At 66.9% G+C, this 13099-nt stretch carries 13 protein-coding genes; 8 read left to right on the forward strand and 5 right to left on the reverse strand.

All coding sequences use genetic code 11. The features are described 5' to 3' along the window. Positions 1-110 precede the first annotated feature (110 nt). Both MFF62_RS05190 and tsaE read right to left on the reverse strand, forming a co-directional pair. Positions 111-1604, reverse strand: a complete 1494-nt coding sequence (locus tag MFF62_RS05190; RefSeq protein ID WP_238260871.1) for an N-acetylmuramoyl-L-alanine amidase — start codon at positions 1602-1604, stop codon at positions 111-113. Further along, entirely contained in the window at positions 1598-2131 is a 534-nt protein-coding gene (tsaE, locus tag MFF62_RS05195) for a tRNA (adenosine(37)-N6)-threonylcarbamoyltransferase complex ATPase subunit type 1 TsaE (protein ID WP_238260873.1), read from the reverse strand. Before tsaE ends, MFF62_RS05190 begins: the two co-directional genes overlap by 7 nt. Positions 2132-2147: 16 nt before the next feature. Between tsaE and queG the strand changes: the two genes are divergently transcribed. Beyond that, positions 2148-3371, forward strand: coding sequence for a tRNA epoxyqueuosine(34) reductase QueG (queG, locus tag MFF62_RS05200; protein ID WP_238260875.1), 1224 nt, complete (start codon positions 2148-2150; stop codon positions 3369-3371). Here the strand turns inward: queG and MFF62_RS05205 are convergent. Then, positions 3364-4257 carry an AEC family transporter gene (locus MFF62_RS05205; RefSeq protein ID WP_238260876.1) on the reverse strand — a complete coding sequence of 298 codons (894 nt, stop codon included), beginning with the start codon at positions 4255-4257 and terminating at the stop codon, positions 3364-3366. The two genes, queG and MFF62_RS05205, sit on opposite strands and share 8 nt — an antisense overlap. A 151-nt stretch (positions 4258-4408) precedes the next feature. Between MFF62_RS05205 and MFF62_RS05210 the strand changes: the two genes are divergently transcribed. From MFF62_RS05210 to plsY, 6 genes are all read left to right on the forward strand, one after another. Next, the gene (locus MFF62_RS05210; protein ID WP_238260877.1) at positions 4409-5026 is read left to right on the forward strand and encodes a chalcone isomerase family protein; all 618 of its coding nucleotides are present in this window, start codon (positions 4409-4411) and stop codon (positions 5024-5026) included. 106 nt (positions 5027-5132) lie between these two features. After that, positions 5133-6122 carry a tripartite tricarboxylate transporter substrate binding protein BugE gene (locus MFF62_RS05215; protein WP_404990623.1) on the forward strand — a complete coding sequence of 330 codons (990 nt, stop codon included), beginning with the start codon at positions 5133-5135 and terminating at the stop codon, positions 6120-6122. A gap of 301 nt (positions 6123-6423) precedes the next feature. Continuing rightward, positions 6424-6903 (forward strand): methylated-DNA--[protein]-cysteine S-methyltransferase, encoded by a 480-nt coding sequence (locus MFF62_RS05220; protein WP_238260878.1) that lies wholly within the window; start codon positions 6424-6426, stop codon positions 6901-6903. Further along, positions 6900-7808: a site-specific tyrosine recombinase XerD gene (gene xerD, locus MFF62_RS05225; protein ID WP_238260880.1), complete on the forward strand. Its 909-nt coding sequence runs from the start codon at positions 6900-6902 to the stop codon at positions 7806-7808. The genes MFF62_RS05220 and xerD overlap by 4 nt, the downstream gene beginning before the upstream one ends. Before the next feature lie 21 nt (positions 7809-7829). Continuing rightward, positions 7830-8321, forward strand: coding sequence for a Cys-tRNA(Pro) deacylase (ybaK, locus tag MFF62_RS05230; protein WP_238260882.1), 492 nt, complete (start codon positions 7830-7832; stop codon positions 8319-8321). 103 nt (positions 8322-8424) lie between these two features. Beyond that, complete coding sequence (gene plsY / locus MFF62_RS05235; RefSeq protein WP_238260884.1) at positions 8425-9033, forward strand: glycerol-3-phosphate 1-O-acyltransferase PlsY; 609 nt, start codon at positions 8425-8427, stop codon at positions 9031-9033. Positions 9034-9207: 174 nt separating this feature from the next. On the opposite strand, the gene MFF62_RS05240 is transcribed toward plsY, so the two are convergent. Both MFF62_RS05240 and MFF62_RS05245 read right to left on the reverse strand, forming a co-directional pair. Next, positions 9208-10491 carry an ATP-binding protein gene (locus tag MFF62_RS05240; protein ID WP_238260886.1) on the reverse strand — a complete coding sequence of 428 codons (1284 nt, stop codon included), beginning with the start codon at positions 10489-10491 and terminating at the stop codon, positions 9208-9210. Between the two features lie 33 nt (positions 10492-10524). Continuing rightward, complete coding sequence (locus MFF62_RS05245; protein WP_238261219.1) at positions 10525-11259, reverse strand: response regulator; 735 nt, start codon at positions 11257-11259, stop codon at positions 10525-10527. Between the two features lie 309 nt (positions 11260-11568). On the opposite strand from MFF62_RS05245, the gene MFF62_RS05250 reads away from it, so the two are divergent. After that, positions 11569-13095: an MdtA/MuxA family multidrug efflux RND transporter periplasmic adaptor subunit gene (locus MFF62_RS05250; protein WP_238260888.1), complete on the forward strand. Its 1527-nt coding sequence runs from the start codon at positions 11569-11571 to the stop codon at positions 13093-13095. Positions 13096-13099 lie beyond the last annotated feature (4 nt).

Below are 13099 nucleotides of genomic sequence, written 5' to 3' on the forward strand. Positions count from 1 at the left end.
GGCCTGATTTCCCGCTGATTTCTGCTCTCGCTACCGCCTTGTTTTTTTCTCCCCTCTCCCGGAGGGAGAGGGGAGAAAACCAAGGGGCGAATTGAAAGCCCCGGTGGTTCTTACACCGACGGATTCTTCGACAGCGGCGGGTTCTTGGCGAAGTACGCCTTGATCCCTCGCAGGATCGCGTTGGCCAGTTGTTCCTGGTGTGCGTCGTCGGTAAGTTTGCGCTCTTCCTCCGGATTGGAGATGAACGCGGTCTCGATCAGGATCGATGGGATATCGGGGGCCTTGAGCACGGCAAACCCGGCCTGCTCGACGCTGCCCTTGTGCAGCCGGTTGATACCGCCGATTTCCTGCAGCACCGATTTGCCCACCTGCATGCTGTCGTTGATCTGTGCCGTCGTGGACAGGTCCAGCAGCACGCGCGACACCTGGGCGTCCTTGTTGCCCATGTTGGTGCCGCCGATCAGGTCGGCATTGTTTTCCTTGTTGGCCAGCCAGCGGGCGGCCGAACTCGATGCGCCGCGCTCGGACAGCGCGAAGACCGACGCCCCGCGCGCCTCGGGCGAGACAAACGCATCGGCGTGGATCGACACGAACAGGTCGGCCTGCACCCGGCGCGCCTTCTGCACGCGTACGTTCAGCGGCACGAAGAAGTCCGAGTCGCGCGTCATCATCGCGCGCATATTCGGTTCCGAATCGATCTTCTTGCGCAGCCGCGTGGCAATCTGCAGCACCACGTCCTTCTCGCGCGATCCCGCTGCGCCGATGGCGCCGGGGTCTTCGCCGCCATGGCCCGGGTCCAGCGCCACGGTCAGCAGGCGGCGCATCTTGAACTGGCTGGGCGGCGGCACATTGGTCTGGGCTACCGGAGGCGGCGCGGCCGGTCTATCCGGGGCCGACGGCTTTGGCTTGACCACGGCCACGGCAGGCGGCAGCGCGGTGGTGCCCGACGGAATCTGGTCGCGATCCTCGAACTTGCGCACGATGGCGCCAATCGCATCTTCCTCGGCGCCGGCAGGCGCACCCGCCACCGCAGCCTCGCTGTTGGCCGGCGGCGGATTCGAGGCAAAGCGGCGCTGCTTGTCCTCGGTGTCGCGCACCAGCTTCCACAGCGGGTCGGGAGGATTGACCGGATACAGGTCGAACACGAGCCGGTTCTTGTACTCGGCGATCGGCAGCAGCGTGAACACCTGCGGCGAGACGTCTTCCTTGAGATCGAACACCATCCGCACCACGCGCGGCCGGTTCTGGCCCACGCGCACGGACTGGATATACGGGTCGTTCGGGGTGATCTTGGCCACCAGTTCGCGCAGTGTCGGCGACAGGTCCAGGCCGTCGATGTCGACGACCAGGCGATCCGGGCTGCGGATCATCTGGTGCACGGCCACGAGCTTCTCGTCGGATTCGATCGTGACGCGCGTGTAATCCTCGGCGGGCCAGACGCGCACGGCCACGATGCCGGCGCCAGACGCGATCTGCGGCCCGGCCAGCGTAAGCACCACCGTCCCGGCGCCCAGCTTCAGGGCCTGCGCCATCCATTTGCGGCGGGCCTGCAGCAGTCCGTCGGGTCCATCGGGTCGGTCGGTGGCGAGTCGCTTGATCAGCATGCGTTCAGCAGGATAAGTCCAGTGGGAGTATAGGCGCGCAGCGTTGCCATGCGGCGATCCGCGCCCGCTTCATCCCCGATTGCGGCGATTTGCGGCACGCGATTGTCCGATTGGAGCAACACGTGCAGGTCGGGTTCCCCAAGCAGGCGGCCAGCCTTCTCCGGCCACTCCACCAGATTGAAGGCCGGCTCGGCGAAACAGTCGCGAAAGCCGGCGTCGATCCATTCCTCGGGATCGGCAAAACGGTAGAGGTCGAAGTGATAGACGGTCAGCGCCGAGCCGTCGGCACGCCGCACGTCGTACGGTTCGCACAGCGTATAGGTTGGGCTGCGGACCTTGCCGGCATGGCCCAGCGCGCGCAGCACCGCGCGCGACAGCGTGGTCTTGCCCGCGCCGAGGTCGCCGGACAGCTGCACATGCACCGTGCGCGGCGGCATGTCGCGCACCGCGCCGGCCAGCGCGGCGCCAAACCGCTCGGTGGCGGTTTCGTCGGGCAGCGGCAGGATGCGTTCTTCGAGCAGGGGCATTGCGTACAATTCAGGGATGATCGACCGTGCAGTGCCCGCCCCCATATCCGCCACCGGCGCAAATCCCGCAGAAGACTTCGTTCCGGCGCGTCCAGAATCCGTTGCCGCCACCACGGCGGCGGCTGACCTGGCAGCGCTGGCGGCGTCGCTGCGCGACTGGGGCCGCGCGCTCGGATTCGATGAAATCCGCATTGCCGATGTCGATCTGCGGCACGCCGAAGCGGGCCTGCTGGCGTGGTTGCAGGCGGGCTACCACGGCGACATGGATTATATGGCCAACCACGGCACACGGCGCGCCCGGCCCGACGAACTGGTGCCCGGCACGGTACGTGCCATCGTCGCCCGCATGCCCTACCTGCCCGCGCAAGGCCCCGACGACTGGCGCCGCCACGAACTGGGCCGGCTCGACGACCCCGCCACGGCCGTGATCTCGCTCTACGCCCGCGGCCGCGACTACCACAAGGTGCTGCGCAACCGCCTGCAGCAACTGGCGGCCCGCATCGAGACCGAAATCGGCAAGTTCGGCTATCGCGTGTTCACCGATTCGGCGCCGGTCATGGAAGTGGCGCTGGCCAGCCAGGGTGGCCTGGGCTGGCGCGGCAAACACACACTGCTGCTGGACCGCAACGGCGGATCGATGTTCTTCCTTGGTGAAATCCTGGTCGATATCCCGCTGCCGGCGGATCCGGCCGAGGCGCCCCACTGCGGCAACTGCCGCCGCTGCATCGATATCTGCCCCACGGGCGCGATCCTGGAGCCGTACCGGCTCGACGCGCGGCGCTGTATCTCGTACCTGACCATCGAACACAAGGGCGCCATCCCGGAGCCGCTGCGCGCGCCGATGGGCAACCGCGTCTATGGCTGCGACGATTGCCAGCTGGCCTGCCCGTGGAACAAGTTCGCGCACCGCGCCACGCTGCCCGACTTCGACGTGCGCAATGGCTTCGATGCGCCGGATATGGTCGAGCTGGTCGGCTGGACCGATGCGGAATTCAACCAGCGGCTGGAGGGCAGCCCGATCCGGCGCATCGGGCACGAGCGCTGGCTGCGTAATCTGGCGGTGGGACTTGGCAACAGCCTGCGCGTGGCGTCGGCCCCTGGCACTGGCCACGATGCGGCGTTGGCGGATCGTATCCGCCAGGCGCTGCAGGCACGGCGCGATGCGGCCTCGCCACTGGTGCGCGAGCACATCGACTGGGCGCTGGCGCAGGACGCGCCAGACCCGCAACCGGCTAGTTGACCAGCGAGAGCCAGACCGGCGTGGTCACCACGGCGGCCACCGTCATCGCGGAAATGGTCGCGGCCACCATCGGCCCGTTGCCGCCCATGCGCACGGCCAGGATGTAGGCGCTCGATGCCGTGGGCAGCGACGCGTAGATAACCACGATCTGGTACTGCAGCGTAGTCAGCGGCAGGTAGCGTCCTACCAGCCAGGCAAAGCACGGCATGGCCAGCAGCTTTACGCCGCTCCACCACGCCATCGGCCCCACCGCGCCCGTGGCGCCGCTCATCTGCAGCCCGGCCCCGACCGTCATCAGGCCCAGCGCCGTGGACGCCGAGCCCAGCCGGCTCAGCGTCATGCCGATGACCTCGGGCGGATGCAGTCCCAGCAGATTCGTGACCAGCCCGGTGGCCGTGGCCAGGATCAGCGGATTGCGTGCCAGTTCGCGCAGCAGCTTCGATTCGCCATGGCGCGCCAGCGCCCACACCGCCACCACGTTGCAGGCGGGCACGGTGATGCCCACCACCAGCGCCATCATCGCCAGCCCTTCGCCGCCGCCCAGCCGCGCGGCCAGCGCCAGCCCGATATAGGAATTGAACCGGAAAGCGGTCTGGAAACCCGAGGCAAAGTCGATGGGATCGGGCCGCAGCACGAACCGGACGAGGTAGCCGGCCGCCATGCCAAAGGCCATCGTCGCCACCGCCAGACCCAGCATGGCCGACGTCGACGAGAACTCGAGCTTCGCACTGTTGGTGGATTGCAACAGCAACGCGGGAAACAGGACGAAATAGACCAGGCGCTCAACGCCTGCCCAGAAACCCCGGTCGAACGAGGTAAATCGGACCAGCAGCCAGCCGATAAGAATAAGGCTGAAGTCAGGCACCAACAGCAGCGCTGCAGACATGTCTCAAATGCTTTGTAGTTATCGTCGTACCCGACGGCGGGCTTCGCGGAAAGTGAAGCCTAGGGCAGATCCGGATGGGTATTTTTTCAGATTTCCCGCAGCATGGCACGCTGAATTTCGTCTTGCCTGCGGTTTTTCCGCCTGTCGCGCCATGAAGTCCCAGACGTCTTCCGCCCGCCGATCCACGCCCTCCCGCCGCCTTGCCGTTTCGCTGTGCGCGACGCTGGCACTCGGCCTGCTGTTGCCGTCGGTATCGGCGATGGAAGTGGATGGCGTGCGCTTCGACGACATGGCACGCCTGGGCGGCAAGCAGTTGCCGCTGAATGGCACGGGGATGCGGCAGGTGTTTGTGATCAAGGGTTACGCGGCCGGGCTGTACCTGCCCGAGCGCGCCCGCAACGCCACCGTGGTGCTGGGTTCGCCCGGACCGAAGCGACTGCAGATCCGTCCGCTGCGCGAGGTGGAGTCGGCGGCCTTCGTCAAGGCACTCAACGAAGGGCTGCGCGAAAATCATTCCGAGATGCAGCTGCAGATGCTGTCCGGCCGCGTGACGCAGCTGGAGCGCACGATGGCCCAGGTGGGCACGGCGCAGCGCGGCGACATCATCAATTTCGATTTCACACCGGAAAGCGGCACTGCCGTGACGCTGAACGGCATTCCACGTGGCCAGGCCATTCCTGGCGAGGATTTCTACCAGGCCGTGCTGCGCATCTTCCTGGGCGAACACCCGGTGGATCGCAATCTCAAGCGCGGCCTGCTGGGCGGCTGATTCCGAAGCACGCCGGCGCACCGCTGCAACCGCAGGGGCACGCCGGTGTTTCTTGACCTCCCCGGGCGCGATCCGTCCGGCTTCAACGACGGGAGACTCTCCTTAAATGACAGCTCACAATAAAGCACTGATCCTGGCTTCGACGGTCTTCATGGCCGCCGCTTCCGTGACCTCGGTAGCACAAGCACAGAGCACCTATCCGACCAAGCCGATCCGGCTGATCATTCCGTTCGCACCGGGTGGCACCACCGACATCGTCGGCCGTGGCGTGGGCGACCAGATGAGCCGCATCCTGGGCCAGCCGGTGGTCGTGGAAAACCGCGCGGGCGGGGGCGGATCGATTGGCGCCGACGCCATCGCCAAGTCCGCGCCGGACGGCTACACGATCGGCATCTCCACGGTGTCGACCATGGCCGTGAACCCGGCCTGCAACCCGAAGCTGTCGTACGACCCGATCAAGGACTTCAAGCCCATCGCCAACGTGGCGAACGTGGCCAACGTGATCGCGGTGAACCCGAACTTCCCGGCCAAGGACTACAAGGAATTCCTGGCCGTGCTGAAGGCCAACCCGGGCAAGTTCTCGTACGCGTCGTCGGGCACCTGCGGCTTCGGCCACATGCTGGGCGAGCAGTTCAAGGTGTCGACCAAGACCTTCATGGTCCACATTCCGTACCGTGGCGCCGGCCCCGCACTGAACGACGTGCTGGCGGGCCAGGTGCCGATCATGGTGGACAACCTGCCGTCGTCGATGCCCTACATCAAGGCCGGCAAGCTGCGTCCGATCGTGGTGGCCTGGAACAAGCGCGTGGAAGGCCTGCCCAACGTGCCGACCTTCGGCGAAATGGGCCTGAAGGAGCCGAACGACCCGGCCTGGTACGGCCTGGTGGCCCCGGCCGGCACGCCTGACGACATCATCGCCAAGCTCAACGCCGCCGTGGTGAAGGCGCTGCAGGACAAGGGTTTCGCGGAACGCCTGCAAGCCGCCGGCGCCGAACCGTCGGGCAACACCCCGGCCCAGCACGCCGCCGAAATCAAGAAGGAATTCGACAAGATGAAGAACCTGGTGAAGGTTCAGAACATCAAGCTGGAGCAGTAAGCCGGCAATCTGCCGATATCCGGCTCCCTCTCCCGCACGGCGGGAGAGGGTTGGGGTGAGGGCTGGCGCCTGATCTCCGGAGGCTTTTGGCAAGGACCACCCGTTGCGGTGGTCTTTTTGTTTTTTTGGGGGGCGTTGGGGGCTGGCGGCCTGCGTTGGTTGGTGGTTGGGACGCCTGCCCTCTCCCCCAGCCCCTCTCCCGCCATGCGGGAGAGGGGCTGGGGGAGAGGGCAGGTTTCGGGGCGGATTGGGCTTAGAATCCCATCTCACCGGTACCCTGCTTGCCTCACAGCCCCAGACCATGTCTCCGAACTTCGACGCCATCCTGCCCGCCCCTTTCGGCAAGGTTGGCGTGCGTGTCGATGGCGTGCATGTGCACGAAATCGTCTACCTGCCCGATTCCTTCGCGGAAATCGCCCCGGCCAACGCGCTGGCGCAGCGGGTGGCCGACCAGTTGGCGGCCTACTATGACAATCCCGACCTGGCTTTCGACCTCCCGCTGGCCACGCGTGGCACCGATTTCCAGCGCAAGGTCTGGGCCGCCATCAGCGCCATTCCGCGCGGCGGATTGACCACCTACGGCACCATCGCCAAATCGCTGCAGAGCATGCCGCGCGCCGTGGGCCAGGCGTGCGGGCAGAACTGGTTTCCGATCGTGATTCCGTGCCACCGCGTGGTGGCCGCCAACGGGCTGGGCGGCTTTGCCCATCACGGCGAGGAAGGCTTTCACCTGGGCGTGAAGCGCTGGCTGCTGCGCCATGAAGGCGCGATGCTGCTATGAGCGCGGTGCTGGCTGACGACCTGGCGCTGGTCGACCGCTTCTGCGATGCGCTGTGGCTGGAAGACGGCCTGTCCAAGAACACCATCGATGCCTATCGGCGCGACCTGGCGCTGCTGGCGCGCTGGCTGCACGAGAGCGAAACCTGCGCGCTGCTGGCCGTCGACGATACCGCGCTGTCCGCCTACTTCGCGGCGCGCCACCTGGAAACCCGCGCCTCGTCGGCCAACCGTCGCCTGACCGTATTCCGCCGCTTCTACCAGTGGGCGCTGCGCGAGCACATGATCGAGGCCGATCCGTGCCTGCTGCTGCGCCCCGCCAAGCAGCCGCCACGTTTTCCGAAGACGCTGTCCGAAGGACAGGTCGAGGCGCTGCTCGAAGCGCCCGATGCGGAAACCCCGCTGGGCCTGCGTGACCGCACGATGCTGGAGCTGATGTACGCGAGCGGGCTGCGCGTGTCCGAACTCACGAACATGAAGACCATCGAGATCGGCCTGAACGAAGGCGTGGCGCGCGTGGTGGGCGGCAAGGGCAACAAGGAACGGCTGGTGCCATTTGGCGCGCAAGCCGGTGACTGGCTGCGCCGCTACCTGGCCGAGGGCCGCCCCGCGCTGCTGGCCGGCCGCGCCTGCGACGCGCTGTTCGTCACGCAGCGCGGTGAAGGCATGACGCGCCAGACGTTCTGGCACCTGATCAAGAAGCATGCGCGCGACGCCAGCATCCACGCCCCGCTGTCGCCGCACACGCTGCGCCACGCGTTTGCCACGCACCTGCTGAACCACGGCGCCGACCTGCGCGTGGTGCAGCTACTGCTGGGCCACGCCGATATCTCCACCACGCAGATCTACACGCACGTGGCGCGCGAGCGCCTGCGCGAGCTGCACCTGCATCATCATCCGCGCGGCTGACCCCGGCGCGCGCTGTCATCCATGAGCAAGCAGAAACACGTTTCCGAGACACCCGCCACGCAAATGCTGCGCAAGCAGGGCGTGGCGTTCGGCGAGCACGCGTACGACTACGTCGACCACGGTGGCACCGGCGAATCGGCGCGCCAGCTTGGCGTACCCGAGCACGCGGTGGTCAAGACACTGGTGATGGAAGACGAGGCCGCCAAGCCGCTGATCGTGCTGATGCATGGCGACTGTTCGGTATCGACCAAGAACCTCGCGCGGCAGATCGGCGCCAAGAGCGTGCAGCCGTGCAAGCCCGAGGTGGCGCAGCGGCACAGCGGCTACATGGTGGGCGGCACCTCGCCGTTCGGTACCAAGAAGCGCATGCCGGTCTATGTGGAAGGCAGCGTGCTGGCGCTGGATACGATCTACATCAACGGCGGGCGCCGTGGCTACCTGGTCAGCATCGCCCCCGCGGTGCTGACCAGCCTGCTGGACGCCAAGCCCGTGACGTGCGCGCTGCCGGACTGACGGCTACCCGGACGGCGCCGAAGCCGGGAAATCCCGGAGTCCACCGCTGCCCTGCCGCGCTACAATCGCGCCAGCCTGAATTCCTAGTCTTTATCCGCACACAATGGTCAACCTGATATTTGCCGTCATCGCCTACCTGATCGGATCGGTGTCGTTCGCCGTCGTGGTCAGCAAGGTCATGGGCCTGCCCGATCCGCACAGCTATGGCTCCGGCAACCCTGGCGCCACCAATGTCCTGCGTACCGGCAACAAGAAGGCGGCCATCCTGACGCTGATCGGCGACGGCCTGAAAGGCTATGCGGCCGTCATGCTGGTCAAGCATTTCGGCCCGGCCTATGGCGTGGATGAGACCGGCATCGCCATGGCGGCGCTGGCCGTGTTCCTGGGCCACCTGTTCCCGGTATTCCACCGCTTCGCGGGCGGCAAGGGCGTGGCCACCGCGGCCGGCATCCTGTTCGCGATTCACCCGCTGCTGGGCGCCGGCACGCTGGCCACGTGGCTCATCATCGCGTTCTTCTTCCGCTATTCGTCGCTGGCCGCGCTGGTGGCCGCGATCTTCGCCCCGTTCTTCTACGTGCTGATGTTCGGCGTGGATATCATCGCGGGCGCCGTGCTGGTGATCGGCATTCTGCTGATCGCGCGGCACCGGTCGAATATCGCCAAGCTGCTGGCTGGGAAGGAAAGCCGGATCGGGGATAAGAAGAAGGTTTGAAGGGGATGTATTCCTCCCCTCTCCCTCTGGGCCCTCTGGGAGAGGGGTTGGGGGTGAGGGCCGGCGGTTCAAATTGCGACATGCCGGCAAGCAGAACCGCCTTGCCCTCACCCCCGGCCCCTCTCCCGCGTTGCGGGAGAGGGGAGCAAAACAGGGCAAGGGGCTAGTTAAGCCTCAAGCCGCCTGCGCCATCGCCGCGAACGGGAACACCATCTCCACGCGCAGCCCGCCTTCCTCGCGGTTGCTGATCGTCAGCTTTCCGCCAGCCTGCCTGACCAGTCGGTCAACAATCGCCAGGCCCAGCCCCGAATGTGCATTGCCGCCGCGTGCCGGATCCAGCCGCACGAACGGCATCGTCACACGGTCAATCGCCTCTTCCGGAATGCCCGGACCCTGGTCTTCCACGGTCAGGCGCCAGCCTTCGCTGGTGCGCGCGGTGGCCACGCATACCGGGGGCGATCCGTACGCGTAGGCGTTGTCCACGAGGTTGCCGACGATGCGGTCCAGCTGGGTGGCGATCATGCGGAAACCGTCGCCGGCGGTCAGTTCCATCACCACCAGGCGATCCTGCTCCTGCAGCGACGCGGCCAGCTCACCGATGCGCTTTTCCACCGGCACCGGCCGCGCGGCGGATTCGCTGCTCTGGGCGAAGGTCAGGAATTGCTCCACGATGGCCGACATCGATTCCACGTCGCGCGTCACACCGGCTGCCGCCTTGGGATCGGACAGCATCTCGGCACGCAGCCGCAGCCGGGCCAGCGGCGTCTTGAGGTCGTGCGCGATACCGGCCAGCATGGTGTTGCGTTCCTGGTCGATGCGGACCAGGTCGGCCACCATGCGATTGAAACGTTCGATCAACTGGCGCAGCTCGTGCGGCCCGCGTTCGCGCAGCGGCGGCACGGCCTGCTGGCGCGACAGCTTCTCGGCCGCTTCGGCCATGTCGCGCACCGGACGCTGGATCTGCCACGCCACGAACAGCGCGAACACGATGGCCACGCCCACCACCAGCACCACCCCCGGAATCAGCCGGTTATCGGGCGGGGGGTTGTGCACGAACAGGATCGGCATGGCAATCCATCGACTGCGCGTGGGCAGCTTGATCCAGAGCCGGGGCGTGGACAGTTCGTCCTCCAGCCGCACCTCGGACCCGGGCGGCAGGCGGCGCGTGAACTGCTCCACCAGCCGGCGCGGGCGGCCCGCCTGGGGCGGCCCCGCCTGTTCGTCGGCCACGGCGCTATCGGCCACTTCCACCAGGCTTGGCAGCGGCACCGGCGGCTTGGCGTCGAGCGCGCGCTGGATACTGTCCAGCTGGAACAGCATCTGCTCGACCGAGTAGTCGATCTGCTGCTGGCGCCGGTCCATGCGCAGGATGGCCAGCCACGAGAAATGGCTGATGACCAGCACGGCGCCAATCAGCAGCGCCATGCGGCCGAACAGGGTGTCGATTCTGAGCTTCATTCTTCAGCTTTGTTTCCAGGCTTCAGCACTGCCTTATTGCGGCACGCTGTCTTCGGCCTCGTCGGGCACAAACGTGTAGCCACGGCCACGTACGGTCTGGATGTAGCGCGGGCGCTGGGCATCCTCGTCCAGCAGCCGGCGCAGGCGCCATATCTGCACGTCGATGCCACGGTCACTGATGCCGTTGGCGGTGCCGTACATCAGCTCGACAATCCGCTCGCGCGGCAGCACTTCCAGCGGATGCATCAGCAGCAGCTTCAGCAGCGCGAATTCGGTGTCGCTGATCGACACCCCCTGCCCGGCGCGCTCCAGCGAGCGCTGGCGGAAATTCACGCGGAACGGGCCGAATGCGATAGATTCGCGGTCTTCGGGCGCGGCGGCCGGGCGGGCCAGCTTGCGGCGCAGCACGGCGTTGATGCGCGCCAGCAGTTCGCGCGGCGAGAACGGCTTGCCCAGGTAGTCGTCGGCACCAATCTCCAGCCCGACGATGCGGTCGATCTCGTCGCTGCGCGCGGTCAGCAGGATCACGGGGATGTCGTCGTTCTTGGCACGCAGGTTGCGCAGGGCGGTCAGGCCGTCGACCTTCGGCATCATCAGGTCGAGCACGATCAGCGCCGGGCGCTCGCGTTCTAGCCGGGCCTGAAGGCCGTCGCCATCGTGCAGCACCGACACCGCGAAGCCCTGCGATGTGAGGTACTCGCGCAGCAGGTCGCGCAGTTCGGGGTCATCGTCGACGACGAGAATCTGGGTGGGCTGGTTTGTACGCATAGGCACATGATAGTCAGGACGGGCATGCAACTTTGCAAATGCCCGGGACGGTTTTGTTTCTGGAGGTTACACCCACGCGACTCGTAACCCGCTGTAATAAAAGCGGGAAGCCGCGAAATACGTGGGATGACGGCTGCACATTATGCTTCCATCCATGACGCGCCCCCAACGGGCGCCATCCCACCAGACGGCGGATCGCCCTGCCCTCGCGATGCGGCATACTGCTGCCACTTCGCCGTCACAGCCGCTGTGCGAATACCGTTTGGCACGCGCCCCTTTTTCGTCGTGCCGGTACCCAGGATTCCGTTCATGTCCAACCCAGAACAAGGTCAGCCTCTTCCTCCCAATCCGCCGCGCGGCACCGCGCGCCCGCGCCGCCGCACCTGGATTGCCGCCGCCGTCATTGTCGTGCTGGCCGGTGCCGGCTGGTACTGGCACAGCCATCGCCAGGCCGCCAAGGAAGCCGGCACGGCCGCGCAAGGCGGAGCGAGCGGCGCGGCGGGCATGGGTGCCGGCCGGCGTGGCCCGGGCGGCCCTGGTGGCCCCGGTGGTCCGAACGCGATGCCGCGCTCGCCGGTGGTGGTCAACACGGTAGGCAAGCGCGACATGGACGTGGTGCTCAATGGCCTGGGCAACGTCACGCCGGTGGCCAACGTCACCGTGCGGGCCCAGGTGTCGGGTCCGCTGCTGAAGGTGCTGTTCAAGGAAGGCCAGATGGTCAAGGCTGGCGACGTGCTGGCCGAGATCGACCCGCGCCCGTTCCAGGCCGCGCTGGACCAGGCCGTGGGCCAGCTGGCGCGCGACCAGGCGCTGCTGCAGAACGCGCGGCTGGACCAGCAGCGCTACAAGACGCTGCTGTCGCAGGATTCGATCTCCAAGCAGCAGGTGGACACCCAGGACGCGCTGGTGCGCCAGTACGAAGGCGTGGTCAAGACCGACCAGGGTAATGTCGACAACGCCCGGCTGAACCTGGGCTACACGCGCATCGTGGCGCCCACCTCGGGCCGCATCGGCCTGCGCCAGGTGGACCCCGGCAATATCGTCAACACGGGCGATACCAATGGCATCGCGCTGATCACGCAGATCCAGCCGATCACGGTGCTCTACACGATTCCCGAGGACAACCTGCCGTCGGTGCTGAAGAAGCTCAACGCTGGCGAGAAGCTCGAAGTGCAGGCCTGGGACCGCCAGATGCGCAACCGGCTGGCCGACGGCACGCTGCTGACCACCGACAACCAGATCGACACCACCACCGGTACGGTCAAGCTCAAGGCGATCTTCCAGAACACCGACGGCATGCTGTTCCCGAACCAGTTCGTCAATGTGCGCACACGCGTGGACACGCTGGAAGACGCTACCGTGGTGCCTGTGGCGGCCATCCAGCGTGGCCAGCAGGGCACCTTCGTCTACGTGGTGGGTGAAGACAGCACGGTGAAGGTGCAGGTGGTGACGCTGGGACCGAGCGACGGCGTCCGCACCACCGTACTCAAGGGCGTGGAGCCCGGCCAGCGCGTGGTGGTGGACGGCGCCGACCGCCTGAAGGAAGGCATGGTCGTGGAAGCCGTGGACCCGGCCGCGCGTGCCGCGCAGCTGCAGCCGTCCAGCGCGCCGCGTGCGCGCGGCCGGCGCGGCAACTGGGGCGGCGCCAGCGGCGCGCATGGTGCGAGCGGTGCGCATGGCGCATCGGGTGCCGCCGTGGCACCGGGCGCGGCCAGCGACGCCGCCGCCGCGCCGGGCGAGCGCCGCCGTCATCGTGACGCCGACGCCAACCCGAACCCCACCACGAACACGCCGGCCAACCCCGGGGCCAGCGTTGGCCAGCGGCCGCAGCAATAAGCCG

Source organism: Cupriavidus pauculus (assembly GCF_022179805.1).
Lineage (GTDB): Bacteria > Pseudomonadota > Gammaproteobacteria > Burkholderiales > Burkholderiaceae > Cupriavidus > Cupriavidus pauculus_E.

Coding starts and splice junctions, on each gene's coding strand:
- MFF62_RS05210 (WP_238260877.1), top strand. CDS start 4,409: ATGAAGTCCCAGACGTCTTCCGCCCGCCGATCCACGCCCTCCCGCCGC.
- MFF62_RS05205 (WP_238260876.1), bottom strand. CDS start 4,257: ATGTCTGCAGCGCTGCTGTTGGTGCCTGACTTCAGCCTTATTCTTATC.
- plsY (WP_238260884.1), top strand. CDS start 8,425: ATGGTCAACCTGATATTTGCCGTCATCGCCTACCTGATCGGATCGGTG.
- queG (WP_238260875.1), top strand. CDS start 2,148: ATGATCGACCGTGCAGTGCCCGCCCCCATATCCGCCACCGGCGCAAAT.
- MFF62_RS05215 (WP_404990623.1), top strand. CDS start 5,133: ATGACAGCTCACAATAAAGCACTGATCCTGGCTTCGACGGTCTTCATG.
- MFF62_RS05220 (WP_238260878.1), top strand. CDS start 6,424: ATGTCTCCGAACTTCGACGCCATCCTGCCCGCCCCTTTCGGCAAGGTT.
- MFF62_RS05245 (WP_238261219.1), bottom strand. CDS start 11,259: ATGCGTACAAACCAGCCCACCCAGATTCTCGTCGTCGACGATGACCCC.
- ybaK (WP_238260882.1), top strand. CDS start 7,830: ATGAGCAAGCAGAAACACGTTTCCGAGACACCCGCCACGCAAATGCTG.
- xerD (WP_238260880.1), top strand. CDS start 6,900: ATGAGCGCGGTGCTGGCTGACGACCTGGCGCTGGTCGACCGCTTCTGC.
- MFF62_RS05240 (WP_238260886.1), bottom strand. CDS start 10,491: ATGAAGCTCAGAATCGACACCCTGTTCGGCCGCATGGCGCTGCTGATT.
- MFF62_RS05250 (WP_238260888.1), top strand. CDS start 11,569: ATGTCCAACCCAGAACAAGGTCAGCCTCTTCCTCCCAATCCGCCGCGC.
- tsaE (WP_238260873.1), bottom strand. CDS start 2,131: ATGCCCCTGCTCGAAGAACGCATCCTGCCGCTGCCCGACGAAACCGCC.
- MFF62_RS05190 (WP_238260871.1), bottom strand. CDS start 1,604: ATGCTGATCAAGCGACTCGCCACCGACCGACCCGATGGACCCGACGGA.